This is a genomic window from Stutzerimonas chloritidismutans AW-1, assembly GCF_000495915.1.
Classification (GTDB): Bacteria; Pseudomonadota; Gammaproteobacteria; order Pseudomonadales; family Pseudomonadaceae; genus Stutzerimonas; species Stutzerimonas chloritidismutans.
This window is the reverse complement of the sequence record NZ_AOFQ01000001.1, coordinates 18620-44380: the sequence shown is the minus strand read 5'-3', so window position 1 is coordinate 44380 and position 25761 is coordinate 18620. Positions and strand designations below refer to the sequence as shown.

General features: G+C 64.2%; 21 protein-coding genes and 1 pseudogene. 9 read left to right on the top strand and 13 right to left on the bottom strand.

What is annotated here, in order from left to right; genetic code table 11:
• Positions 1 to 54: 54 nt before the first annotated feature.
• The 7 genes from hflX to F753_RS25535 all read right to left on the bottom strand — a co-directional run bounded on the left by hflX (position 55) and on the right by F753_RS25535 (position 8022).
• The gene (gene hflX, locus F753_RS25565) at positions 55 to 1356 is read right to left on the bottom strand and encodes a ribosome rescue GTPase HflX (protein ID WP_023443674.1); all 1302 of its coding nucleotides are present in this window, start codon (positions 1354 to 1356) and stop codon (positions 55 to 57) included.
• 11 nt (positions 1357 to 1367) lie between these two features.
• A complete protein-coding gene (gene hfq / locus F753_RS25560) occupies positions 1368 to 1622 on the bottom strand; it encodes an RNA chaperone Hfq (RefSeq protein WP_003298547.1) in 255 nt (84 codons plus the stop codon).
• A gap of 93 nt (positions 1623 to 1715) precedes the next feature.
• Positions 1716 to 2687 carry a tRNA (adenosine(37)-N6)-dimethylallyltransferase MiaA gene (gene miaA / locus F753_RS25555; protein WP_023443673.1) on the bottom strand — a complete coding sequence of 324 codons (972 nt, stop codon included), beginning with the start codon at positions 2685 to 2687 and terminating at the stop codon, positions 1716 to 1718.
• Positions 2688 to 2766: 79 nt separating this feature from the next.
• Complete coding sequence (gene mutL / locus F753_RS25550; RefSeq protein WP_023443672.1) at positions 2767 to 4644, bottom strand: DNA mismatch repair endonuclease MutL; 1878 nt, start codon at positions 4642 to 4644, stop codon at positions 2767 to 2769.
• Complete coding sequence (locus tag F753_RS25545) at positions 4641 to 6077, bottom strand: N-acetylmuramoyl-L-alanine amidase (protein ID WP_023443671.1); 1437 nt, start codon at positions 6075 to 6077, stop codon at positions 4641 to 4643. Before F753_RS25545 ends, mutL begins: the two co-directional genes overlap by 4 nt.
• Positions 6074 to 6544: a tRNA (adenosine(37)-N6)-threonylcarbamoyltransferase complex ATPase subunit type 1 TsaE gene (tsaE, locus tag F753_RS25540; protein ID WP_014819041.1), complete on the bottom strand. Its 471-nt coding sequence runs from the start codon at positions 6542 to 6544 to the stop codon at positions 6074 to 6076. The genes F753_RS25545 and tsaE overlap by 4 nt, the downstream gene beginning before the upstream one ends.
• Positions 6532 to 8022: a bifunctional ADP-dependent NAD(P)H-hydrate dehydratase/NAD(P)H-hydrate epimerase gene (locus F753_RS25535; protein ID WP_023443670.1), complete on the bottom strand. Its 1491-nt coding sequence runs from the start codon at positions 8020 to 8022 to the stop codon at positions 6532 to 6534. The genes tsaE and F753_RS25535 overlap by 13 nt, the downstream gene beginning before the upstream one ends.
• A gap of 69 nt (positions 8023 to 8091) precedes the next feature.
• Between F753_RS25535 and queG the strand changes: the two genes are divergently transcribed.
• A complete protein-coding gene (gene queG, locus F753_RS25530; RefSeq protein WP_023443669.1) occupies positions 8092 to 9165 on the top strand; it encodes a tRNA epoxyqueuosine(34) reductase QueG in 1074 nt (357 codons plus the stop codon).
• Between the two features lie 21 nt (positions 9166 to 9186).
• Here the strand turns inward: queG and ftsH are convergent, their stop codons facing one another.
• The 4 genes and pseudogenes from ftsH to mpl all read right to left on the bottom strand — a co-directional run bounded on the left by ftsH (position 9187) and on the right by mpl (position 13578).
• Positions 9187 to 11034, bottom strand: coding sequence for an ATP-dependent zinc metalloprotease FtsH (ftsH, locus tag F753_RS25525; RefSeq protein ID WP_031297078.1), 1848 nt, complete (start codon positions 11032 to 11034; stop codon positions 9187 to 9189).
• 88 nt (positions 11035 to 11122) lie between these two features.
• Entirely contained in the window at positions 11123 to 11413 is a 291-nt protein-coding gene (locus F753_RS25520) for a YceK/YidQ family lipoprotein (RefSeq protein WP_014819037.1), read from the bottom strand.
• A 1-nt stretch (position 11414) separates the two neighbouring features.
• Positions 11415 to 12044: a flavin prenyltransferase UbiX gene (ubiX, locus tag F753_RS25515; protein WP_014819036.1), complete on the bottom strand. Its 630-nt coding sequence runs from the start codon at positions 12042 to 12044 to the stop codon at positions 11415 to 11417.
• A 171-nt stretch (positions 12045 to 12215) separates the two neighbouring features.
• Positions 12216 to 13578 (bottom strand): annotated as a pseudogene (mpl, locus tag F753_RS25510) (UDP-N-acetylmuramate:L-alanyl-gamma-D-glutamyl-meso-diaminopimelate ligase).
• 204 nt (positions 13579 to 13782) lie between these two features.
• On the opposite strand from mpl, the gene yiaY reads away from it, so the two are divergent.
• From yiaY to eutC, 5 genes are all read left to right on the top strand, one after another.
• Positions 13783 to 14931: an L-threonine dehydrogenase gene (gene yiaY, locus F753_RS25505; protein WP_023443667.1), complete on the top strand. Its 1149-nt coding sequence runs from the start codon at positions 13783 to 13785 to the stop codon at positions 14929 to 14931.
• A gap of 152 nt (positions 14932 to 15083) precedes the next feature.
• Positions 15084 to 16604, top strand: a complete 1521-nt coding sequence (gene exaC, locus F753_RS25500) for an acetaldehyde dehydrogenase ExaC (protein ID WP_023443666.1) — start codon at positions 15084 to 15086, stop codon at positions 16602 to 16604.
• Between the two features lie 197 nt (positions 16605 to 16801).
• Positions 16802 to 18250 carry an ethanolamine permease gene (gene eat / locus F753_RS25495; protein ID WP_023443665.1) on the top strand — a complete coding sequence of 483 codons (1449 nt, stop codon included), beginning with the start codon at positions 16802 to 16804 and terminating at the stop codon, positions 18248 to 18250.
• Positions 18251 to 18265: 15 nt separating this feature from the next.
• On the top strand, positions 18266 to 19657 hold the full coding sequence (locus F753_RS25490; RefSeq protein WP_023443664.1) for an ethanolamine ammonia-lyase subunit EutB: 1392 nt from the start codon (positions 18266 to 18268) through the stop codon (positions 19655 to 19657).
• 85 nt (positions 19658 to 19742) lie between these two features.
• The gene (gene eutC / locus F753_RS25485) at positions 19743 to 20537 is read left to right on the top strand and encodes an ethanolamine ammonia-lyase subunit EutC (protein WP_023443663.1); all 795 of its coding nucleotides are present in this window, start codon (positions 19743 to 19745) and stop codon (positions 20535 to 20537) included.
• Between the two features lie 6 nt (positions 20538 to 20543).
• Here the strand turns inward: eutC and F753_RS25480 are convergent, their stop codons facing one another.
• Both F753_RS25480 and F753_RS25475 read right to left on the bottom strand, forming a co-directional pair.
• Complete coding sequence (locus F753_RS25480; protein ID WP_023443662.1) at positions 20544 to 22097, bottom strand: alkaline phosphatase D family protein; 1554 nt, start codon at positions 22095 to 22097, stop codon at positions 20544 to 20546.
• 86 nt (positions 22098 to 22183) lie between these two features.
• The gene (locus F753_RS25475) at positions 22184 to 22612 is read right to left on the bottom strand and encodes a RidA family protein (RefSeq protein WP_023443661.1); all 429 of its coding nucleotides are present in this window, start codon (positions 22610 to 22612) and stop codon (positions 22184 to 22186) included.
• A gap of 210 nt (positions 22613 to 22822) precedes the next feature.
• Here F753_RS25475 and F753_RS25470 point away from each other — a divergent pair, with 210 nt between their 5' ends.
• The 3 genes from F753_RS25470 (at position 22823) to F753_RS25460 (ending at position 25673) form a co-directional block, all read left to right on the top strand.
• Entirely contained in the window at positions 22823 to 23635 is an 813-nt protein-coding gene (locus tag F753_RS25470; RefSeq protein WP_023443660.1) for a M90 family metallopeptidase, read from the top strand.
• 106 nt (positions 23636 to 23741) lie between these two features.
• A complete protein-coding gene (ppa, locus tag F753_RS25465) occupies positions 23742 to 24269 on the top strand; it encodes an inorganic diphosphatase (protein ID WP_014819027.1) in 528 nt (175 codons plus the stop codon).
• A gap of 198 nt (positions 24270 to 24467) precedes the next feature.
• On the top strand, positions 24468 to 25673 hold the full coding sequence (locus F753_RS25460; protein WP_023443659.1) for a tyrosine-type recombinase/integrase: 1206 nt from the start codon (positions 24468 to 24470) through the stop codon (positions 25671 to 25673).
• The last annotated feature ends 88 nt before the right edge of the window (positions 25674 to 25761 follow it).

Sequence of the window (25761 nt, the reverse complement as noted above, 5' to 3'; positions counted from 1 at the left end):
CCCACCAATGCTACAGAAAGCCCCGAACTACCGGCAAAATTGCCACTAGAGGCTTTATTGCAAAGTGTGTTGCTCGATGAACTCATCCACCCGCAACCCTTCGCGACTGATCAAGCGATTCAATTCGATTCTTGGCAAGCGAACTTCCAGCAGGCTGCCACCCTCGTCATCATGCGTTTCCCGCTGCACCGCGCTGAGCTCGAAGAACTGCGCCCGCAGCCGCCCGAGCCGCTGTGGCAGGCGCAGCGTCCCGACAAACAGATCGTTGCCCAGCAGCTCGGCAATGGCCTGGCGCACCAGATCCAGCCCCAATCCATCACGAGCGGACACCCAGACACGCTGCGGCTTGCCATCGGCGTCGCGCTGAATCTGCGGCTCGATGCCCTCCATCAGGTCAACCTTGTTGTAGACCTCGAGCATCGGCAACTCGTTGGCGCCGATCTCACCGAGCACCGCCAGCACCTGCTCGATCTGCTGATCACGCTCTGGCTCGTGCGCATCGATGACATGCAAGAGAAGATCGGCGTTGCTGGACTCTTCCAGCGTAGCCCTGAAGGACTCCACCAACTTGTGTGGCAGATGACGGATGAAACCCACGGTGTCGGCCAGCACCACCGGCCCGACATCATCCAGCTCAAGCCGCCGCAACGTCGGATCGAGCGTGGCGAACAGCTGATTGGCCGCGTACACATCCGACTCGGTCAGCGCATTAAACAAGGTGGACTTGCCGGCGTTGGTGTAACCAACCAGCGACACGGAGGGTATATCGGCACGACGACGCCCGCGACGGGCCTGCTCGCGCTGACCGCGGACCTTTTCCAGACGCTGCTTGATTTGCCGGATGCGCACACGCAGCAAGCGGCGGTCGGTTTCCAGCTGGGTTTCACCCGGGCCACGCAGACCGATACCGCCCTTCTGTCGCTCAAGGTGAGTCCAGCCGCGAACCAGGCGCGTACTCATGTGCTCAAGCTGGGCCAGTTCGACCTGTAGCTTGCCTTCATGGGTGCGTGCGCGCTGGGCGAAGATATCCAGAATCAGACCGGTACGATCCAGCACGCGACATTCGAGCGCTCGCTCGAGGTTGCGCTCCTGGCTAGGCGTCAGGGTGTGATTGAAGATCACCAACTCGGCCTCGCCATCCTTGACGAGGTCATGCAGCTCCTCGACCTTGCCACTGCCGATCAGGAACTTGGCGGACGGCTGATGCCGGGCGACATTGACGAAGCCAACCGCCTCGGCGCCTGCCGAGCGCGCCAGCTCCTGGAATTCCTGAGGGTCCTCGCGCGCCGCGGGGTCCTGGCCGTCCAGGTGCACCAGGATAGCCCGCTCACCACCACCGGGACGTTCGAAGAACAAAGAAACCTACCTCAGTCGTTGCTCGACTCGGATTGCTCGGCATCACCAGCGGTCGGCAGGCGCACAGGGCGGCCCGGAACCACAGTGGAGATGGCGTGCTTGTAAACCATCTGGCTGACGGTGTTTTTCAGAAGAATGACGAACTGGTCGAAGGATTCGATCTGGCCCTGCAGCTTGATGCCGTTGACCAGATAGATGGAAACCGGGACGCGTTCCTTACGCAGTGTGTTGAGGTAAGGGTCTTGTAGCGAATGCCCTTTTGACATGTGCCGCACTCCTTAGAGGATCTGTTTTCATTAGTGTTCTAAAAGTACAACCGACGATCCACTTGTCTGAGAATAGACGGTCAATTCGCAGTGTCAGCTCAATATGGAGAGCGATTGCAGGTATTTCAATGCGCGCGGCAGATTGTCGCGGGACAAACTGTCCAGCCAGTGCATCTCCCCCCAGCTTCGCAACCAGGTGAACTGCCGTTTGGCCAGTTGCCGGGTTGCGATGATGCCGCGCTCCACCATTTCCTCTCGGGTCGATGATCCGTCCAGATATTCCCAGACCTGACGATAACCAACCGCTCGAATCGACGGCATGCCAAGGTGCAGATCACCCCGATCCCTCAGGGCTTCGACCTCTTCGACAAAGCCCTGTTCAACCATGTGCAGGAAACGTCTCTCGATGCGTTCATGCAAGATGTGGCGTTGTGCGGGGGCGATGCACAGTTGCGCGACAGTATAAGGCAAGACTCCTGAGCCTGGAGCGTCTGCGACGGCTTTTTGCGACCTTTGTCGGGCGCGATGCTCGCTCATGGTCAAGCCGCTGACGCGATATACCTCTAGTGCGCGTACCAGCCGCTGCGGATCGTTAGGATGAATGCGCGCTGCCGACTCCGGATCCACCTGGGCCAACTGATCGTGCAGCACCTGCAACCCTTGCGTCGCGGCCAGCGCCTCGAGCTCGGCACGTAGCAACGGGTCAGCTGCCGGCATATCGGCGAGTCCTTCCTGCAACGCCTTGAAATACAACATAGTGCCGCCAACCAGCAGAGGAATTCGGCCAGCCGCGCTGATCTCGGCCATGGCCGCCAGGGCATCTGCGCTGAACTCTGCAGCCGAGTAGCTCTCGGCCGGGTCGAGAATGTCCACCAGACGATGGGGAAACTCGGCCAACACCTCAGCCGACGGCTTCGCCGTGCCGATATCCATGCCACGATAGACCAGCGCCGAATCGACACTAATCAGCTCGCAGGGCAGCAAGCGCGCCAGCTCCAACGCAAGATCGGTCTTGCCCGACGCAGTGGGGCCCATGAGGAAGATGGCAGGAGGGAGAGCGGACATCAGGAAGCTCGACGGTCTTGGCCGCATAGTTTCCGGCGACAGGCGGCCGGCTGCAAGCACGGTTCGCCGCGAGGATTACTCAGCGACCGCGCAGGAACAGCTTGTCCAGCTCGTCCATGCCGAGCTGCGTCCAGGTCGGACGCCCGTGATTGCACTGCCCGCTGCGCTCGGTATGTTCCATATCGCGCAGCAAGGCGTTCATCTCGGGCACCGTCAGCCGCCGGTTGGCGCGCACTGCGCCATGACACGCCATGGTCGCCAGCAGCTCGTTCAGATGGGCCTGAATACGGTCACTGGTGCCGTACTCAAGCAGATCGGCCAACACGTCGCGGACCAGCCGGGTCGCTTCGGCCTGCTTGAGCAGCGACGGGATCTGTCGAATCGCCAAGGTTTCCGGCCCCAGTCGTTGCAGCTCGAAACCCAGCATCTGAAACCATTGCCCGTGCTCTTCGGCGCAGTCGGCTTCACGCTGACTCAGCGCAATCGACTCAGGCACCAGCAATGGCTGCCCGCGCAAGCCTTCGCTGGCCATGGCGGTTTTCAGTCGCTCATAGGTGATGCGTTCGTGAGCGGCGTGCATGTCAACCAACACCATGCCCTGAGCATTTTCGGCGAGGATGTAGACGCCCTTGAGCTGCGCCAGCGCATACCCCAGCGGCGGCACGTCATCCTGACTCGCCGGCAGTGCCGCGGGACCGCTTTCGGGCAACGGTGTGAAGAACTCGCGATAAGCACCCTGAGCTTCGGCGGTATAGCCGGCCGAAGCAGGCCGTGGCGCCTGATAACCGGCCCCTGCGCCGCGCCAGGACGACGTATCACCCTGGGGCCGCTCAAGCACACTGGCCGCCAGACTCATTTCGTTCTGCCCGGCGAACTCGCCAGCGGCCAGTCCGGAAACCTGCGTCATCGGCGTGACGCTGGCCGGTGCCGCGAGCTGATCTTCCGGCCGCACATCCCCCAGGGCGCGATGCAGCGTGCCGTAAAGGAAGTCATGCACCATGCGGCTGTCGCGGAAGCGCACTTCATGCTTGGTCGGGTGCACGTTGACGTCCACCACCGCCGGGTCGACATCGAGGAACAGCACAAACGTCGGGTGCCGGCCGTTGAACAGCACATCGCGATAGGCCTGGCGTACCGCATGGGCCACCAGCTTGTCGCGAACCATGCGCCCGTTGACGTAGAAATACTGCAGGTCCGCCTGACTGCGCGAGAAGGTCGGCAGCCCGACCCAGCCCCACAGTCGCAAGCCGTTACGCTCGATCTCAATGGGCAGCGCCTGCTCGAGGAACGCCGGCCCGCATACCGAAGCGACACGACGCGCGCGCGCCGCATCGTCTTCGGCCTGGTGCAGCGCCAGCACGACCTTGCCGTTATGGCGCAGATGGAAGGACACGTCGAAACGCGCCAGCGCCAGGCGCTTGATGACTTCCTGAAGGTGATCGAATTCGGTCTTCTCGGTGCGCAGAAACTTGCGTCGCGCCGGCGTATTGAAGAACAGATCGCGCACCTCCACCGAGGTGCCCACTGGATGCGCCGCGGGCTGCACCCGCGCTTCCATTTCACGCCCCTCGGTCTCCACCTGCCAGGCCTCGCTGGCATCGGCGGTGCGTGAGGTCATGGTCAGACGCGAGACGGAACTGATCGAAGCCAGCGCTTCGCCCCGAAAGCCCAGACTCATGACCCGCTCGAGGTCTTCCAGATCACGAATCTTGCTGGTGGCGTGACGCGCCAGGGCCAGCGGCAGATCGTCCGGCGGAATGCCGCAGCCGTCGTCGCGCACTCGCAACAGCTTGACCCCGCCCTGCTCAATGTCCACATCGATACGTCGCGCGCCCGAATCCAGACTGTTTTCCAGCAGCTCCTTGATCACCGAGGCCGGGCGCTCCACCACCTCGCCGGCGGCAATCTGGTTCGCCAGCCGCGGACTTAGCAGCTGGATGCGCGGCACGTCGCTCATGGCTGCGAGGCCAGCGTGGTGGCGGGAATGCTCAGCGTCTGGCCGATCTTGATCACATCATTGCGCAGATTGTTGGCGCTGCGCAGGGAAGTCAGGCTTACCTGATAGCGCTGGGCGAGCAATGCCAGGCTCTCGCCGGAACGTACGACGTGCTCGCGCGGCGCACTGGCGATCTTGCCGGAATCCCGCAACCAGGCCACATAGGTTCCAGGCGGCGGATTCTCATGAAAGAACTGCCTTACGCCACTGTGGATCGAGCGCGCCAGGGACTGCTGGTGGCTCGCCGTCTGCAGCTTCTTGGCCTCAGACGGGTTCGAGATGAAGCCGGTCTCCACCAGAATCGACGGAATATCCGGCGACTTCAGCACCATGAAGCCCGCCTGCTCGACCCGCCGCTTGTGCAGTGGAGTGATGCGCCCCATGTTGCTCAATACCTTCTGCCCGACATTCAGGCTCGATGACAACGAAGCCGTCATCGACAGGTCCAGCAGCACACCAGCAAGCATCTGATCCTTATCGCCCAGGCTGACGTTGCCGGCACCGCCAATCAGGTCGGAACGGTTCTCGCTGTCGGCCAGCCAGCGCGCGGTTTCCGAGGTAGCACCGCGGTCGGACAGGGCGAACACCGAGGCACCGTAGGCCGCCGAACGCGGCGCAGCATCGGCATGGATCGAGACGAACAGATCGGCGCCCTTCTTGCGCGCGATCTCGGTGCGCTTGCGCAGCGGGATGAAGTAGTCGCCGGTGCGCACCAGCTCGGCTCGAAACCCCTTGTCGGCGTTGATCTGTCGTTGCAGTTCCTTGGAAATCTGCAGTACCACGTGTTTCTCGTAGATCTTGCCGGGGCCAATCGCGCCGGGGTCTTCGCCACCATGACCGGCGTCGATGGCGATCACGATGTCGCGCTTACTGCTCGCCGTAGCCGGCAGCTTCACCGCCGGCAGGGTCGGGGAAACCGGCGCGGCGGGTGTCGCCGGAGTGGCGGTGGCTGGCGGCTGGGTCGCGGCGCGAGCGGCTGTCGCCTGATCGAAGAGGTCGACCACCAGGCGATGGCCGTATTGCTGATTGGGCGCCAGACTGAAGCTCTTCGGCGCTACCGGCGCATGCAGATCGACGACCACGCGAAGTGTGTCAGCATCGTGCTGGCCGGCGCGCAGGGAGGCGACCGGCGTGTTCTTCAACGGCAGCTTGTCGAGTTCGGCCTTGAGCGTCGCGCCGGTCACGTCGATGACCAGCCGATCAGGCGCGGTAAGGGTGAAGATCTTGTGCTCGACCGGGCCGGATAGATCGAACACCAGGCGGGTGTTGTCCGGCGCACGCCACAGACGCACGCTCTGCACATCGCTGGCGGCATGAAGGTCGGTTGCCATCAGCAACAGCACCAGTCCACCAATCAGGGTGCGAATGCGCGTACCCAAACCCATGTTATTCATAGCTCTCCGTCGGTCAGGGCGACACACCAGGCTTCGCCCCGCGCGGTGTGGGGCGACAGGCGCAGCGTACGGCCGGCCTCATGCGGTGCAATGGTAATGTCCATGTCGGCCTTTGGCAAAATGCCGGCCCCGCGCTCCGGCCATTCGATCAGACACAGCGCATTGCCTTCGAAATAGTCGCGGATGCCGAGGAACTCCAGTTCTTCAGGATCGACCAGACGATACAGGTCGAAGTGGTAAACCTGCACATCGCCCAACTCGTAGGGTTCGACCAATGTGAAGGTCGGACTCTTGACCTTGCCCGCATGACCGAAGCCACGAATCAGGCCGCGCGACAACGTGGTCTTGCCCGCACCCAGGTCGCCATGCAGATAGATGACGCCACGACCGCCGGTCGCCTGAGCGATGCGTGCGCCCAGCGCGAGCATGGCAGCCTCGTCTGCGGCATACAGATTCACTTCCGGCATGGCGACTGCTCCTCGAGCAACTGACGAACCACGGGAATCAGATCGCTGGCGGCGAGTCCGCGCCCCTGCTCACCCAAGAGCTCGCCAGCGGAGGCGTGTAACCACGCCCCCAGGCAGGCCGCGTCGAATGGCGTCAGGTCTTGCGCCAGCAACGCACCGATCACGCCGGCCAACACGTCGCCCAAACCGGCACTGGCCATCGCCGGATGGCCGCGATCACAGAGCGACAGCCGACCATCCGCGGCGGCGATCAGCGTACCGGCGCCTTTGAGCAGTGCCACGCAGGCGTAGCGATGGGCCAGCGCACGCGCCGCAGCGGGGCGATCAGCCTGGATTTCAGCTACCGAGCACTGCAACAGCCGCGCAGCCTCGCCCGGGTGCGGGGTGATCACGCTCGCTGCCGGCAATTCGATGCCGCCAGCCGCCAGCAGGTTCAGCGCATCGGCGTCCCACACCTGCGGCAACTCATGTTGCGCCGCCAGCGACAGCAGGCTGCGTCCCCAGGGCGCCTGCCCCAGGCCCGGGCCGACCACCAGCACATCGGCGCGCTCGACCAGCGCGGTCAAGCTATAGGTCGACTCGACGCCACTGCACATGATTTCCGGGCGTCGTACCAGCGCAGCGGTGACATGTTCCGGACGAGTCGCCAGCGTCACCATACCCGCGCCGCAGCGCAACGCCGCCTCGGCGCTGAGCAGCGCGGCGCCGCCGGTCCCCAGATCTCCGCCAATGACCAGCACCTGACCGAAGCTGCCCTTGTGCGCCACCGGCGAGCGCGGCGCGACAGGCACCAACGTTGACTGATCCAGGCGTACAGCGTCGCCTGCGACCTGACTGACGATCTGCGGATCGGTCTGCAGATCATCGAATACCAACGTACCGACGCGATCCGGGCCGTCCGCGGTGAACAGCCCGAGCTTGAGCCCGATGAAGGTCACACTGAGATCGGCACGCACCGCGTGACCCAGCACCCGCCCGCTGTTGGCGCAGAGCCCGGACGGCAGATCGATGGCCAGCACCGGTAGCGCACTGGCATTGATCGCCTCGATCGCTGCGACATATGGCTCGCGCACGTCACCGGCAATGCCGGTGCCCAGTAGCGCATCCACCAGCACGCCCTGCAACATCGCCTCGGCATGCCAGGGCTCGACGACCACACCGCTCGCCCGTGCCTCGGCCAGGGCCTGCGCGGCATCGCCCTGCAAAGCTTGCGGATCGCCCACCGCCAGCACCCGCACCTGCCAGCCGGAGCGCTGCGCCAGCGCCGCGACGATGTAGCCATCGCCCGCGTTATTGCCACGTCCGGCCAGCACGGTGACCGCCCCGGCATCCGGCCAGCGCCGACGCAGCGCACGCCATGCGACATGAGCGGCACGCTGCATCAATTCGAAACCGGGAGTGCCGGCGGCAATCAGGCGCGCATCGAGTTCGCGCACTTGGGCGGCGGTATACAGAGCGACGGGCAGGGAATCGGTCATCGGAGCAGGGATCATCGCGGCGGAATGTCTGGCAGAATTATACGCCCCCGCCTGTCATGCCGCTCTCCAATGTCCAGCCTCTCTCTCGACCCCGCCGCCCTCGCCCAATCCATCAAGGAATGGGGGCGTGAGCTCGGCTTCCAGCAGGTGGGGATCACCGATGTCGACCTCGGCGAGCACGAAGCGCATCTGGAGGCCTGGCTGGCAGCCGGTTATCAGGGCGAGATGGACTACATGGCCGCCCACGGCAGCAAGCGTTCGCGGCCGGACGAACTGGTGCCGGGCACGCTCAGGGTGATCTCGCTGCGCATGGACTACCTGCCCGGCGACACGCGCATGACGCAGCAGCTCGCAAGTCCCGAGAAGGCCTATGTGTCACGCTATGCGCTGGGCCGCGATTACCACAAGCTGATCCGCAAACGCATCCAGCAGCTCGCCGAGCGCATTCAGCAGATGGTCGGCCCGTTCGGCTTTCGCGCCTTCGTCGACAGCGCGCCGGTGCTGGAGAAGGCCGCCGGGCAGCAGGCAGGGCTCGGCTGGATCGGCAAGAACACCCTGCTGCTCAACCGCAAGGCCGGCAGCTGGTTCTTTCTCGGCGAACTGTTCGTCGATATCGCTCTGCCGGTCGACGAACCGACGACTCGCGATCACTGCGGCAGCTGCCACGCCTGCCTGGACGTCTGCCCCACCGATGCCTTCGTCGGCGAACGGCTACTCGATGCGCGACGCTGCATTTCCTATCTCACCATCGAGCTGAAAGGCGCGATCCCCGTCGAGCTGCGCGACAAGATCGGCAACCGCGTATTCGGATGCGACGATTGCCAGATCGTCTGCCCGTGGAACCGATTCGCCCGCCCCACCGAGCAGAGTGACTTTCAACCACGCCATAGCCTGGACAACGCCGAGCTGGCGACCCTGTTCCGCTGGACGGAAGAGGAGTTTCTCAGCCGCACCGAGGGTTCGCCGCTACGCCGCGCCGGTTACCAGCGCTGGCTGCGCAACCTGGCGGTCGGCCTGGGCAACGCGCCGTCGAGCATCCCGGTGCTGGAAGCGCTCCAGGCGCGCCGCGACGACCCCTCGGAGCTGGTACGCGAGCATGTCGAGTGGGCGCTGGCGCAACATGCCCAGCGCCAGCCCGACTGACTCGCCAGCCCTGAGGCCGCATCAGGCCTGAGGGGATGCCTGTGCCGGATCGCTGGCTGGAGCCGCGCTGAGCTCACGCAGCTCATCGGCATCCAGCGTCTCCTGCTGCAGTAAACGACGCGCGCAGCGCTCAAGCAGTTCATTCCGCTCCTCGAGCAGCCCCAGGCTGCGCTGGAATGCAGACTGCACCAGCTCCTGCACTTCCTCGTCGATCGCCGTGGCGGTGCTCTCGGCATAATCATGTTGCGGCTTGAGGCCGAGCATCGCCTCGTTGCCAAGGAACGAGTTCGGCTCACGCTCCAGCGCCAGATGCCCGAGACGCTTGGACATGCCGTAACGGGTGACCATGGCCCGGGCAATGTCGGTGACCTTGGCCAGATCGTCCGCGGCGCCAGTGGACAGATGGGCGAACACCAGCCATTCCGCCGCGCGCCCGCCGAGCAGTACGGCCATCTTGTTTTCCAGCTCCTCGCGGGTCATCAGGAAGCGGTCCTCGATGGGCCGCTGGATGGTGTAGCCCAGTGCGCCCATGCCGCGCGGGATGATCGACACCTTGTGCACCGGATCGACCCCCGGTAGAGCCATGGCCACCAGGGCATGGCCCATCTCGTGATAGGCGACGATCTCCCGTTCGCGCGGGTTGAGCAGGCGATTGCGCTTCTCCAGGCCGGCGATGATGCGTTCGATAGCCGCGGTGAAATCTTCCATCGCCACCGCCTCGGCATTGCGCCGGGTCGCCAGCAGCGTCGCTTCGTTGACCAGGTTGGCCAGGTCGGCACCGGTAAAGCCCGGCGTCAGCGCGGCGATGGCCTGAGGGTCGACATCGATACCCAGACGCGACTTCTTCAGGTGCACATTGAGAATCTGCACCCGCCCGACCTTGTCCGGCCGATCGACCAGCACCTGGCGGTCGAAACGGCCGGCGCGGAGCAGGGCCGGGTCGAGAATTTCCGGGCGGTTGGTGGCCGCCAGCAGGACCAATCCGCTGGAGGTATCGAAGCCGTCCATCTCCACCAGCAGCTGGTTGAGCGTCTGCTCCTTCTCGTCATGCCCGCCGGACAGCGGCCCGGCACCGCGGGCGCGACCGAGGGCATCCAGTTCGTCGATGAAGATGATCGCTGGCGCCTGGGCCCGCGCCTGTTCGAAGAGATCGCGCACCCGCGCGGCACCGACGCCGACGAACATCTCGACGAACTCGGAACCGGAAATGGAGAAGAACGGCACCTTCGCCTCGCCAGCGACGGCGCGCGCCAGCAACGTTTTGCCGGTGCCGGGTGGACCGACCAGCAGCACGCCCTTGGGCATGCGCCCGCCTAGGCGGCCATAGGTTTGCGGATCGCGGAGAAACTCGATGATTTCCTTGAGCTCGTCCTTGGCCTCGTCGACGCCGGCGACATCAGCGAAGCTCACCTTCATGTCGGTCTCGACGTAGACACGCGCCTTGCTCTTGCCGATCTGCATCATGCCGCCGCCACCCAGGCCGCTGCCGATGCGCTTTAGCAGGAACAGCCAGACGCCGAAGAAGAGAATGGCCGGGACGATCCACGACAGCAGGTCACGCACCAGCGTGCTTTCCACCTTGCCGGTGTAGCGCACCGGGTACTGCTGCAGATGCTCGGCCAGCTGCGGCTCGACGCGGTTGCTGATGAAACGTCGCTGACCGCTGGCCAAAGGCTCCTTGAGCAAGCCCTCGATGCGCCGCTCGGTGATCGCCAGCTCTTCGACGCGGCCCTCCTTGAGGTGCTGCTCGAACTCGCTGTAAGGGATGGTCGCCACCTCCTGCTGGATCGACAGCAGGTACTGCAGGCCGAGGAACACCAGAATGGCGATCATCCAGTAATTCATGTGGAACTGAGTTCGGTCTTTCACACCTGTTCTCCTTGTGCCGCAGACGGGGAAATTATGCCTGCTGCACGGGAGGCCAGCCTGAACCCAGATCAGTAATAAGGCGCGCCGCTCAAAGACCGCCGCGCACGCCGAGGCCGACACCCAGCTCCGCCGCCACGGCGAAGGGCAACAGCAGCGTATCCACCAGGGCGCTGGCGGGCAGATCCAGCGCGGGATATTTCGGCGGCATGGCACCGAAACGATCCATCGGGCAGCAACCGCCGTTGAGGCTGTACCAGTCCAGGCGTGTGCCGGAATAGATGATCGGTGCGCCGGGCTTGGCGGCATCCAGCGTGCGCACGCTGGCACAGCCGCCGAGCTGGCTCAGCGTCGCCAGAAGTAGCAGCGCTCGGCCGATCATCTCAGTCGTCACTGACGATATGGTGCTCGCCCCAGCGCGGCAGCATGTCCTGCGGGATATTGAGCAGATTGAGGATGCGCGCTACGACGAAATCGACCAGGTCGTCGATGGTCTGCGGCTGGTGATAGAAGCCCGGCGAGGCCGGCAGGATGGTCACCCCGAGGTTGGATAGCTTGAGCATGTTCTCAAGGTGAATGCTCGAATAAGGGGCCTCACGCGGTACCAGGATCAGCTGGCGACGTTCCTTGAGCGCGACGTCGGCGGCACGCTCGATCAGGTTGTTGCAGGCGCCGGCGGCAATCGCCGAGAGCGTGCCGGTCGAGCATGGCACCACCACCATCGCGGTCGGTGCGCCGGAGCCGGAGGCCGGTGGCGCCATCCAGTCCTCCTTGGCGAACACGCGGATCTGCCCTGCGGCGGCACCGGTGTATTCCGAGAGGAACGCCTGCATGGCCTGCGGCTTGGCCGGCAGCACCACATCGGTCTCGGTGGCCATGACCAGCTGCGCGGCCTTGGAGATCAGGAAGTGCACCTCGCGGTCTTCCTGGATCAGGCAATCGAGCAGGCGCAGGCCGTACTGCGCGCCGGATGCGCCGGTCATGGCCAAGGTGATGCGTTCCGGTCCGTTCATACATTTGTTCCCTTGTAGCCACTTGGTCGTGTTCGGGCGGGCTGAAGCGGAACGTCGCCCGGCCCACCCTACTTGCTGATGCGATCCGCGTGGAAATGCCTTCGGCGATTTCCACCCTACCCACGGTCATCGTAGGGTGGAAAACCGCGAAGCGTTTTCCACCGTGAGCAATCAGCTCAACGCCTCAGCCAATTTGCCGTGCAACCCACCAAAACCGCCATTGCTCATGACCACCACCTGGGTGCCCGGCACGGCGTCAGCTTTGACCTTGGCAATGATCGCCTCCAGCGAATCGCAGACCGTGGTCTGCACCGGCGAGCCGGCGACGGTTGCGGCCAGATCCCAGCCAAGATTGGCGGGTGCGTACCAGATCGCCTGGTTGGCCAGCGCCACGGATTCAGCCAGGCCCTCGCGATGCGCGCCGAGCTTCATGGAGTTGGAACGCGGTTCGACCACCGCGATGATCGGCGTATCACCGACGCGCTTGCGCAGGCCGTCGAGGGTGGTGGCGATGGCGGTCGGATGGTGGGCGAAATCGTCATAGATGGTCACGCCGTTGACCTCGGCGACCTTTTCCATGCGTCGCTTGACGCTCAGGAACTCGCTCAGCGCCTCGGCGCCCTGCTTCGGCAGCACACCCACATGCCGCGCCGCGGCGAGCGTCGCCAACGCGTTGTTGACGTTGTGCTGGCCGGTCAGCTCCCACTCCACTACGCCCTGTACGACGCCCTCGAAGATCACCTCGAAGCGCGAACCGTCGGCGCTGAGCAGCTTCGCGGCCCCCCCCCCCCTGCCACTGGCCGCCGTCACCGGTGGTCTGCACAGGGGTCCAGCAGCCCATGCCGATGACGCGCTTGAGCGCACCTTCCGACTCGGGATGGATGATCAGTCCCTCGCCCGGCACCGTGCGTACCAGATGATGAAACTGCCGCTCGATAGCGGCGAGATCCGGGAAGATGTCCGCGTGGTCGAATTCGAGATTGTTGAGGATCGCGGTGCGCGGGCGGTAGTGGACGAATTTGCTGCGCTTGTCAAAGAAGGCGCTGTCGTACTCGTCGGCCTCCACCACGAAGAACGGCGTACCGCCGAGCCGTGCGGAGATGCCGAAGTTCTGCGGCACGCCACCGATGAGGAATCCCGGGCTCATGCCGGCATGTTCCAGAACCCAGGCCAACATGCTACTGGTGGTGGTCTTGCCATGGGTTCCGGCCGCCGCCAGCACCCAGCGCCCCTGCAGCACGTGGTCGGCCAGCCACTGCGGGCCGGAGACATAGGGCAGGCCCTTGTTCAGCACGTATTCCACCGCCGGGTTGCCGCGACTGAGGGCATTGCCGATCACCACCAGATCCGGCGCCGGCTCGAGCTGGCTCGGCTCGTAGCCCTGGGTCAGCTCGATGCCCTGGGCTTCGAGCTGGGTGCTCATCGGTGGATAGACGTTGGCGTCGGAGCCGGTGACGCGATGCCCGAGTTCCTTGGCCAGCACCGCGAGCGAACCCATGAAGGTGCCGCAGATGCCGAGAATGTGGATATGCATGGATGCCCTCAAAAGCGGTGAGACCCACTGAAAAACTGCGGCGCAGGTTAGCACAGCAGGTACCGCCAGCCGACCAGGCACCGTTAGTCGGACGCAGAGCCGAAACAAGACCGACCAGTCACCTTCTTGAGCCAGATCATTTCGCCCTCAGGTCCAGATGCGATGCTGCGAAAACCTCATTCCAGACAATCGCAGGCATTCACCATGAGCAGCACCTTCTTCATACCCGCAGTGAACATGATGGGCGCCGGAAGCCTTGATGAAGCGATGGTCGCCATCGCCAACTACGGCTTTCGCAAAGCGCTGATCGTCACCGATGTCGGACTGGCACGAGCAGGCGTCGCCGAAAAGGTCGCCGCGCTGCTGGCTGCTGCGGATATCCAATCGATCGTATTCGACGGCGCACAACCGAACCCAACCGTCGGCAACGTCGAGAAGGGCCTGGCCCAGCTGCGCGACAGCGCCTGCGATTTCATCATTTCCCTCGGTGGCGGCTCGCCTCATGACTGCGCCAAGGGCATCGCCCTGTGCGCCACCAACGGCGGGAATATCGCCGCCTACGAAGGCGTCGACCGCTCGGCCAAACCACAACTGCCGCTGGTGGCGATCAACACCACCGCCGGCACCGCCAGCGAGATGACTCGCTTCTGCATCATCACCGACGAAACCCGCCACGTGAAAATGGCCATCGTCGACCGCAATGTCACGCCGCTGCTGTCGGTGAACGACCCGGCATTGATGGTCGCCATGCCCAAGGGGCTGACCGCCGCGACCGGCATGGACGCCCTCACCCACGCGATTGAAGCCTATGTCTCGACCGCCGCCACGCCGATCACCGATGCCTGCGCGCTCAAGGCCATCGAACTGATCTCGGCGAACCTGCGTACCGCCGTCGAGAACGGCAGCGACATGCCGGCCCGCGAAGCCATGGCCTACGCACAGTTCCTCGCCGGGATGGCGTTCAACAACGCCTCGCTGGGCTACGTCCACGCCATGGCTCACCAGCTCGGCGGCTTCTACGATCTGCCGCACGGCGTCTGCAACGCCGTACTGCTACCTCACGTGGAGAGCTACAACGCCAGCGTCTGCCCCGAACGCCTGCGCGACGTTGCAACCGCGATGGGCGTGGAGACCCGCGGACTCGACGCCGCGCAGGGTGCCGAAGCCGCACTCGTGGCAATCCGTACCCTGTCGCAGGCAATCGGCATTCCGGGCGGCCTGGCCGAGCTTGGCGCCAAGGCCGATGACATCCCGACGCTGGCCGCCAACGCCATGAACGATGCCTGCGGCCTGACCAACCCGCGCCGCGCCACACAAGAGGAAATCGAAGCGATCTTCCATAGCGCCCTCTGAGCCCCTGGGCCGGGGCTTCTGTCCCGGCCCGACCGCGCGGCAGCGCTCGCTCTGCCGCCAAGAAAAGCGCCCCTGGCCACCGCGACAGTATTCAAGTCGTGATCTACGCTTTATGCAGCGAATCTCCATCCAAGAACAAACCGGAGCCCCCCATGATCTACGCCCCTCCCGGCACCGACGGTGCCCTCGTTACCCTCAAGGCCCGCTACGGCAACTTCATCAATGGCGAGTTCGTCGAACCCGTCAACGGGCAGTATTTCACCAACCTGTCTCCGGTTAACGGACAGCCGATTGCCGAGTTTCCACGCTCCGACGCCGCCGACATCGAGAAGGCGCTGGACGCCGCCCATGCCGCTGCCGATGCCTGGGGCAAGACCAGCGTGCAGGCGCGCTCGCTGATCCTGTTGCAGATCGCCGACCGTATCGAGCAGAACCTGGAGATGCTCGCCGTCACTGAAACCTGGGACAACGGCAAAGCCGTGCGGGAAACGCTGAACGCCGATATCCCGCTGGCGGCTGACCACTTCCGTTACTTCGCCGGCTGCATCCGTGCCCAGGAGGGCACCGCAGCCGAGATCGACGAGCACACCGCGGCCTATCACTTCCATGAGCCGCTGGGCGTGGTCGGGCAGATCATCCCGTGGAACTTCCCGATCCTGATGGCCGCCTGGAAACTTGCCCCGGCACTGGCGGCAGGCAACTGCGTGGTGCTGAAACCGGCCGAGCAGACACCGCTGGGTATCACGGTACTGATGGAGGTGATCGGCGACCTGCTGCCACCGGGCGTGCTCAACGTGGTGCAAGGCTATGGTCGTGAAGCCGGCGAGGCTCTGGCCAGCAGCAAGCGCATCGCCAAGATCGCCTTCACCGGCTCCACACCGGTGGGCTCGCACATCATGAAGCGCGCCGCCGAGGCCATCATCCCGAGCACCGTCGAGCTGGGCGGCAAGAGCCCGAACATCTACTTCGAAGACATCATGCAGGCCGAGCCGACCTTCATCGAGAAGGCCGCCGAAGGCCTGGTACTGGGCTTCTTCAACCAGGGCGAGGTGTGCACCTGCCCGTCGCGCGCGCTGGTGCAGGAATCCATCTACGCCCCCTTCATGGAAGCGGTGATGAAGAAGGTCGCGCAGATCAAGCGCGGCGACCCGCTGGACACCGAGACCATGGTCGGCGCCCAGGCCAGCCAGCAGCAGTTCGACAAGATCATGTCCTACCTGGAGATCGCCAAGGGCGAAGGCGCGGAAGTGCTCACCGGCGGCGCAGCGGAGAAGCTCGAAGGCTCGCTCGCCACCGGCTATTACATCCAGCCGACCCTGCTCAAGGGCACCAACCAGATGCGTGTGTTCCAGGAGGAGATCTTCGGCCCGGTGATCGGCGTCACCACCTTCAAGGACGAGGCCGAAGCCCTGGCCATCGCCAACGACACCGAGTACGGCCTCGGCGCTGGCGTATGGACCCGCGACATCAACCGCGCCTACCGCATGGGCCGGGCGATCAAGGCCGGGCGCGTCTGGACCAACTGCTACCACCTCTATCCGGCGCATGCCGCGTTCGGTGGCTACAAGAAGTCCGGCGTCGGTCGCGAAACCCACAAGATGATCCTCGACAGCTACCAGCAGACCAAGAACCTGCTGATCAGCTACGACATCAACCCACTGGGCTTCTTCTGATGGATCAGCACGGGCGGCACATGCCGCCCGTGCCTTGAACAAGACACCTGCCGGGCTCCGCCGTGGTGCTGTGGAGCACGCAAAAGGTGCGTTCCTGCTGAACTTGGCTGACAAATCACTGCAAACAACCCGTTTGTAGCGTGGGGCATGGCGCTTGCTAGGGAGAGACTTGCCAACCTATCCAAGAGGATTCCCCCATGGCTCTCGAACACAGCCGTTCAACGCCACCGCACCATGCAATAGATTTCGAAACCGTTGGCAGTAGCTATTTCCAGGAACGCGAACTGAAGAAAGGCGCCGCCGGCTGGGTGCTGCTGGTCGGTCTCGGCGTCGCCTACGTGATCTCCGGCGACTATGCCGGCTGGAACTTCGGGCTCGCCCAGGGCGGTTGGGGTGGCTTGTTCATCGCCACGTTGCTGATGGCGACCATGTACCTGTGCATGTGCTTCTCGCTGGCCGAGCTGTCATCGATGGTGCCCACGGCTGGTGGCGGCTACGGCTTCGCACGCACCGCGTTCGGCCCGCTGGGTGGCTTTCTCACCGGTACGGCGATCCTCATCGAGTACGCCATCGCGCCGGCAGCCATCGCCGTATTCATTGGCGCCTACTGCGAATCGCTGTTCGGCATCGGCGGCTGGCTGATCTATCTCGCCTTCTACATCATCTTTATCGGCATCCATATCTTCGGCGTCGGCGAGGCGCTGAAGCTGATGTTCATCATCACCGCCGTCGCCGCCCTGGCGCTGGCGGTGTTCATCATCTCGATGGTGCCGCACTTCTCGGTGGACAAGCTGCTGGACATCGCGCCGACCACCGCTGCCGGTGCCAGCAACTTCCTGCCCTACGGCTACGTCGGAATCTGGGCGGCGATTCCCTACGCGATCTGGTTCTTCCTCGCTGTGGAAGGCGTGCCGCTGGCTGCCGAGGAAACCAAGAACCCGCAGCGCGACATGCCACGCGGGCTGATCGGCGCCATGCTGATACTGGTCGCCTTTGCCGGCCTGATCTTGCTGGTCGGCCCGGGCGGCGCCGGCTCCAGCACGCTGGTGGCGTCCGGCAATCCGCTGGTGGAAGCGCTGACCACCGCCTACGGTTCGTCCACCTGGATGAGCGGCTTCGTCAATCTGGTCGGCCTGGCCGGGCTGATCGCCAGCTTCTTCTCGATCATCTACGCCTATTCACGACAGATCTTTGCGCTGTCGCGCGCCGGTTACCTGCCGCGCAAGTTGTCGCTGACCAACAAGAACAAGGCGCCGGTGCTGGCCCTGGTAATCCCCGGCGTGATCGGCTTCCTGCTCTCGCTGACCGGCCAGGGCGACCTGCTGATCCTCGTCGCGGTGTTCGGCGCGACCATCTCCTACGTGTTGATGATGGCTTCGCACATCGTGCTGCGCCTGCGCCGGCCGGATCTGCATCGCCCGTACAGGACACCCGGCGGCATCGTCACCTCTGGCGTGGCGCTGGTACTGGCCTGCATCGCGGTCATCGCGGGCTTCCTGGTCGATCCTCGCGTGGTGATCGGCGCCGCGATCATCTACGGGATCTTCATCGCCTACTTTGCGATCTACAGTCGACACCATCTGGTGGCCGGCACGCCGGAAGAGGAATTCGCGGCAATCGAGAAGGCCGAAGCATCGCTGCACTGAGAGAAGGAGGCTGACATGGCTTACTCGCACAGCGTGGGCGGCACCACCTGGCGCTTCGACGACCTGCGCGAGGTGATGACCAAGGCCAGCCCGGCGCGCTCCGGCGACCTGCTCGCCGGGGTCGCGGCCGACAGCGACGCCGAACGCGTGGCGGCGCAGATGTGCCTGGCCCAGGTGCCGCTCAAGCGTTTTCTCGAGGAAGCACTGATTCCCTACGAAAGCGATGAAGTGACTCGGCTGATCATCGACAGCCATGACGCCGCTGCCTTCGCCCCGGTCAGCCACCTGACTGTGGGCGATTTCCGCAACTGGCTGCTCGGCGAGGAGGCGGACGAGTCGTCACTAAAGGCTCTGGCACCGGGCCTGACGCCAGAGATGGTCGCGGCGGTATCGAAGATCATGCGCGTGCAGGACCTGATCCTGGTCGCGCAGAAGGTCCGCGTTGTCACCCGCTTTCGCAACAGCATCGGTCTGGCCGGACGCATGTCCACCCGGCTGCAGCCGAACCATCCCACCGACGACGGCGCCGGCATCGCTGCGAGCATCCTCGACGGCCTGCTCTACGGCAACGGCGACGCGGTGATCGGCATCAACCCGGCCACCGACAGCACCGCCAGCATCTGCGAGCTGCTGAAGATGCTCGATGCGGTGATCAGCCGCTACGAGATCCCGACCCAGGCCTGCATCCTCACCCACGTCACCACCTCCATCGAGGCTATCAACCGCGGCGCGCCGCTGGATCTGGTGTTCCAGTCCATCGCCGGCACCGAGGCGGCCAATGCCAGCTTTGGCATCAACCTGGCGACCCTGCAGGAAGGTTACGAGGCCGGTCTTTCGCAGAAGCGCGGCACCCTCGGCGACAATCTCATGTATTTCGAGACCGGCCAAGGCAGCGCCCTTTCGGCCAACGCCCACCACGGCGTCGATCAGCAGACCTGCGAAGCCCGCGCCTACGCCGTCGCACGCCGCTACAAGCCGCTGCTGGTGAACACCGTGGTCGGCTTTATCGGCCCGGAATACCTCTACAACGGCAAGCAGATCATCCGCGCCGGGCTGGAAGACCACTTCTGCGGCAAGCTGCTCGGCGTGCCCATGGGCTGCGACATCTGCTACACCAACCACGCCGAAGCCGACCAGGACGACATGGACATGCTGCTGACCCTGCTCGGCACAGCGGGCATCAACTTCATCATGGGCATCCCCGGCTCGGACGATGTGATGCTCAACTACCAGACCACCTCCTTCCACGACGCGCTCTACGTGCGCCAGGTGCTGGGCCTCAGGCCCGCGCCAGAGTTCGAGGAGTGGCTGGCGAAGATGCAGATCCTCCGGCAGGACGGCAACCGCCTGCAGCTCGGCCGCGAGCTGCCCGAGCCGTTCCGCCGGGCGCTGGAGAAAATGGCATGAAGCTGCTCTTGCTACCTCGGCCATGCCCAGGTGGAAAACGCTGCGCGCTTCTTCACGCGTCTGACCGTCACGCTCCGAGGTAGCCATGCCTGATCGATCTCCCACGATAGAGAATCCCTGGCAGCACCTGCGCCAGCTGACCCCGGCACGCATCGCCCTTGGCCGGGCTGGTGTCAGCCTGCCCACCGACGCGCAGCTGGATTTCCAGTTCGCCCATGCCCAGGCGCGCGATGCCGTGCATCTGCCGCTGGACTGCGCAGCACTGGCCGCCGAACTGGAAAAGCATGACCTCAGCCATCTGCATCTGCGCAGCGCCGCCACCGACCGGCAGATCTACCTGCAGCGCCCGGACCTCGGTCGGCGCCTCGACGAAGCCAGCGCCGCCACGCTCGATGAGCATGCGGGCGACGGTTGCGATCTGGCGCTGGTGATCGCCGACGGCCTCTCCGCACTGGCGGTGCAGCGCCACGCCGCACCGATGGCCTTGAAGATCGCCGAGCAGTGTCAGGCCGAAGGCTGGGCGCTCGGACCGATCACCCTGGTCGAACAGGGCCGCGTCGCGATTGCCGACGAAATCGGCCAGCGGCTGAAGGCGCGGATGGTGGTCATTCTGCTCGGCGAACGCCCAGGCCTCAGTTCGCCGGACAGCCTGGGCCTGTACTTCACCTGGGCGCCGCAGGTCGGCCGGCACGATGCGCAGCGCAACTGCATTTCCAACATTCGCCCCGAGGGCCTGAGCTACAACCTGGCCGCGCACCGCCTGCTCTATCTGATGCGCGAAGCCAGCCGCCGGCAGCTCTCTGGCGTACAGCTCAAGGACGAGGCAGAAGTCCCGGCGCTGGAAGGTGAACCCCGCGCCGGCAACTTCCTGCTCGGCTGAGCCGGCTCAGGCGGGCTGCCAGGGCTCAAGCGTCTGGCTGTAGACCACCGTCCCGTCGATGTCGCGCAGACTCACGCCCAGCTCACCGCTCTGGGCGTCGATCTCCACCTCACCGAAGAACTGGAAGCCCGCCCGCGGCGAGCTGTTCGCAGTCGCCGGAGCCTTCTGGAACACCACCTCCGGGCCGAAGGTGCCATCCAGCGGATTCGGTCCGAAGCTGCCGGCGTTCAGTGGCCCGGCGACAAACTCCCAGAACGGTTCGAAACGCTGATAGGCGGCGCGATTGGGGTGATAGTGGTGCGCCGCGCAGTAGTGCACATCCGCGGTCAGCCAGACGGTGTTGCGCACTCGTGCACGCTGGATAAAGGTCAGCAGGTCGGCGATTTCCAGCTCCCGGCCCAACGCCTCGCCGTCGTTGCCATTGGCGATCGCCTCCCAGCGCGGACCGTCCGGTACGTGTAGGCCGATGGGCATGTCGGCGGCGATGACCTTCCAGGTTGCGCGCGAGGCTCGCAGCTCTCGCTTGAGCCAGCGCAGCTGCTCGCGGCCGAGAAACGCCGTGTCGGTGCCTTGCTCCGCTTGCAGGTTGTGGGTGTTCGGCCCGCGGTAGCTGCGCATGTCCAGCACGAACACATCCAGCAGCGGCCCGTAGCTGACTTTGCGATAGATGCGCCCGAGCTTGTCGCCGCGGGCCAGGCGCATCGGTGCGTATTCCAGATACGCCTGGCGTGCGCGCTGCACCAGCGTATCGATGTCGCGCACCTGCTGGTAGCGGTCATCCAGCTCTTTGCTCGGCGACCAGTTGTTGGTCACCTCGTGGTCATCCCACTGCCAGATCTGCGGCACCTCGGCATTGAAGGCGCGCAGGTTCTCGTCCAGCAGGTTGTAGCGGTAGTTGCCGCGAAACTCGCGCAGCGTCTCGGCGACCTTGCTCTTCTCTTCAGTGACCAGGTTGCGCCAGACACTGCCGTCCTCGGCGGTCACTTCGGCGGGGATCGGCCCGTCGGCATAGATCACGTCGCCGCTGTGCAGAAAGAAGTCCGGTCGGCGCATGCGCATGCTTTCGTAGATACGCATGCCGCCGAAGTCCGGGTTGATGCCGTAGCCCTGGCCGCAGGTATCGCCACCCCAGACGAAACGGATATTGCGCGCGCGAGTTGGTGCGCTGCGCAGATGGCCGAACCAGGGCTCGCTGAGCATGCCGCTGCGGGCATCCTCGAAACGCGCGCGGTAGAAGATCGACTGATCCGCCGGAAGCCCGCGCAGATCGACACGGGCAGTGAAGTCCTGGCTAGCGTCGGTGATCAACGAGGCCATGCGCCGTGGATTGCCGAAACGGCTGCGCGTATCCCACTCGACGATCAGTCGGCCGGGCCGGTCGCAGCGGCTCCAGATCAGCGCGCGGTCGCCCGCCACGTCACCGGACTGCACGCCGTCGAGCATCTGCGGACGCTCGCGCGGCGCGGCGATGATAGCGGGCGCAACGCCCAATGCCGGCAGGGCGAGGCCGGCGCCGATGCCCTGCAGCAGTTGGCGGCGTTTCTGATCCGGTGCGGTCATGACGGGGTCTCCTTGCGAGTGGGTAGTGCTCCTGATGTACCCACCACGCTTGACAGTCCCATGACGCGCCGACCGGCGGTACTCAGCTAACCCTCTGCCAACAACACCACCGCCTCGACTTCGAAGAGCATGCCGTCCAACGCCAGGCGCGGCACCGGAGTCAGCGTACAAGCAGGCTTCGGTCCCGGCCCCAGCGCACGTTCCAGCTCGTCGCCAAAAATGTGCAGGCGAGTTTCACTGTGGTCGACGATCAGCACGCCGAGCTTGGCGATCTGCGCCGGCGTCCCGCCTGCGCCCTCGATGGCGATGCACAGGTTGCGCAGCGCCTGGCGCACCTGTTGGCGAAAATCGACTGACAGCTGGCCATCAACCGCCTCACCACCCTGCCCGGCGATGAACGCCATCCGCGCCCCCGCCGGCAGCACCGCAACGTGGGAATAGCCGTTGGATGTTGGGTCATAGAGGCCGGGCGGATTGATCAGTGAAAGCCCCTTGCATCCGGTTTGTTCTGTCATGACCTGTTCCTCGTTCGTGCGTAGTGGCAACACGGCAGCCCCCCCACCGTGGCGGACCTGATCAGCAGCTCAACTTAGCAGCACTCGACCATTGCGCAAGATTCCGGCTCGCAGCTGCGTTGCCACTGCGCTCCGGCCAGATGGTACCCAGCTTGCCGCACGGGACGGCCACGCTTAATGTGAGCGCCCACCTAGCTGGAGCCTCCGCCCATGTGGTCCATCCGCGCCTGGCAGCGCAAACGCATCCTTGCCCGCAATCCGGTTGCTCCAGAGCTATGGCAGCAGGTGCTCGACAGCCTGCCGATACTCGATGGCCTGAGCGAGGACGAGTTGAACCGCATGCGTGAGCGCGCTGTGCTGTTCCTGCATGAAAAGCGCCTGACGCCTCTGGCAGGAGTCGAGCTGCAACCCCAGGACCGCCTGCGCCTGGCGCTACAGGCGCAGTTGCCGCTGCTGCACCTGGCCGATCTTGGCTGGTATCGCGGCTTTCACGAGATCGTGATCTACCCCGACGACTTCCTCAGCCCGCAGAAGCATCGCGACGCCGCCGGCGTCGAGCATGAATGGGACGCCGAGCACAGCGGCGAAGCCTGGTTGCAGGGCCCGGTGATCCTGGCCTGGCCTGGCGTACAGCAGAGTGGCGGCTGGGAGGCCTACAACCTGGTGATCCACGAGCTGGCGCACAAGCTGGACATGCTCAACGGCGACGCCAACGGCCTGCCGCCGCTGCACCGGCAGATGCGCATCGACGCCTGGGCCAGCGCCATGCAGCGCGCCTACGACCAGCTCGACCGCATGCTCGACGCCGACCCGGATGCCGAGACACTGATCGACCCCTACGCCGCCGAGAACCCGGCAGAGTTCTTTGCCGTGACCAGCGAGTATTTCTTCAGCGCGCCCGACGTGCTGCATCGGGCCTCTCCCGAGGTCTACGCGCAGCTGGCGGACTTCTATCGGCAGGACCCGCTGGCGCGCTTGCAACGCCTGCAGGCCGAACATCCCGATTACCGGGAACCTGCGTAGGCCGGGCGCGTCGAAGCCGGCGTGCATTGCACGCGACATTGCGCCTATAATCGCGCCCACTTTTTCCGCCCCCAGGCCGCGCTGGCCGATCAGGAGCCCATCGTTCATGAGCTACAGCAAAGTCCCGGCTGGCAAAGACCTGCCGAACGACATCTACGTCGCCATCGAGATCCCGGCCAACCACGCGCCGATCAAGTACGAAATCGATCACGACACCGACTGCCTGTTCGTCGACCGCTTCATGGCCACCCCGATGTTCTACCCGGCCAACTACGGTTTCATTCCGCACACCCTGGCCGATGACGGCGACCCCCTCGACGTGCTGGTCGTGACCCCCTATCCGGTTGCCCCGGGTTCGGTCATCCGCTGCCGTCCGGTCGGCGTACTGAACATGACCGACGAAGCCGGCGGCGACGCCAAGCTGATCGCCGTTCCGCACGACAAGCTGACCCAGCTGTACGTGGACGTGAAGGAATACACCGATCTGCCGCCGCTGCTGATCGAGCAGATCAAGCACTTCTTCGAGAACTACAAGGATCTCGAGAAGGGCAAGTGGGTCAAGGTCGAAGGCTGGGAAGGCGCCGACGCCGCCCGCGCCGCCATCATCAAAGCTGCCGAGGCTTACCAGAAGTAAGTCGAAGCACTGAAGAAAAGCCGGCCACAAGCCGGCTTTTTTATTGCCCGAAGAAATCCAACAAGATCCTACAGCCCTAGTAAATAAGCGGCTTACAGCTTAGCATCCATCCCAAGACATCCAGTAGCCACCTATAAAATCCGCGACCAAGGTGTGGGTCAGAGTGTGGGTTGAGGGGTGTGGGTTTGAGGAGGAGCAATGGGTAAGCTAACCAGCAAGACAGTGGAGTCGATCGCCAAAGCTGCCACGCCAGGAAAAACCAACGATGGCGACGGGCTGTACTTCCAGGTATCCAAGAGCGGCGGCACAAGCTGGATCTTTCGCTACAAGCTGGACGGCCGAAGCCGCGAAATGGGGCTAGGCCCCTTCCCTGCCGTCACACTCGGCCAAGCCCGACAGTTGGCCGCCGACCAACGCAAGCTCCTAGCCTCCGGAAGCGACCCACTCGCAGCCCGCGACGCGGCAAAAGAAGCCAAGCGCGAGGCCGAACGCCAAGCCGCAGCACGTCGCATGACGTTCGAGGATCTCGCTCGCGAATACCAGCAGGCACACGGCGGCAGCTGGTCTGAGAAATGGCGGAAAGGCTGGCTACGCAAACTGGAGCTCTACGCTTTTCCAACCATGGGCAACCTGTCTGCTGACATCATCAGTACCGAGCATGTGCTTGCTGCATTGCAACCCATCTGGGCAACCAAGACCCGTACCGCTGATGAAGTCCGGGGCCAGATCGAGCAAATACTGGATGCAGCCAAGGCTCGGCGCTTACGCGAGGGGGACAACCCTGCCCGCTGGCGCGGACACCTGGACAACTTGCTGAGCAAGGCAGAGAAGAAGAAGGCCAGGCAGCGCCAGCACTTCCCAGCACTGCAATGGAAAGACACTCCGAAGCTGATAGCCGCTCTAGCCAATATCGATACACGTGACGCCATCGCAACCAGGCTGCTGATTCTGACCGGTGCTCGTTACCACATGATCCAACATGCTCAATGGTCCGAGTTTGACCTCGAAGCTGGCACCTGGGCACTTCCGGCTGAGCGCATGAAAATGCGAAAACCTTTCGTCATCCCACTGTCGCCCCAGGTAGTCGAGATGCTAAAGACTATGAATAAGACTCATTCAATCTATCTTTTCCCTGGGCAAGGGAAGAACGGCGTCATGCATGGCAACGCAGTTCGCAACCTACTGCACAAGCTAGGGCATGCAGACATCACGAGGCACGGCTTTCGATCGACCTTCCGGGACTGGGCAAACGAATGCACCAACTACCCGCGAGAGGTTTGCGAACTTGCGCTTGCGCATGACGAACGCGACCAGACCGAGGCAGCCTATTCACGCTCCGATCTTCTGGAGAAGCGCAGAGCTCTGATGGCAGACTGGGCAGATTTCTGCACAAGCCTGCAATGAGGAGGTTCGCATCAAGGGATTACATCGAGCGCAGACGCCCGATGATGGCTTGGTGGAGCGAGCACATCCAGCAAGCAGCTACCGGCAA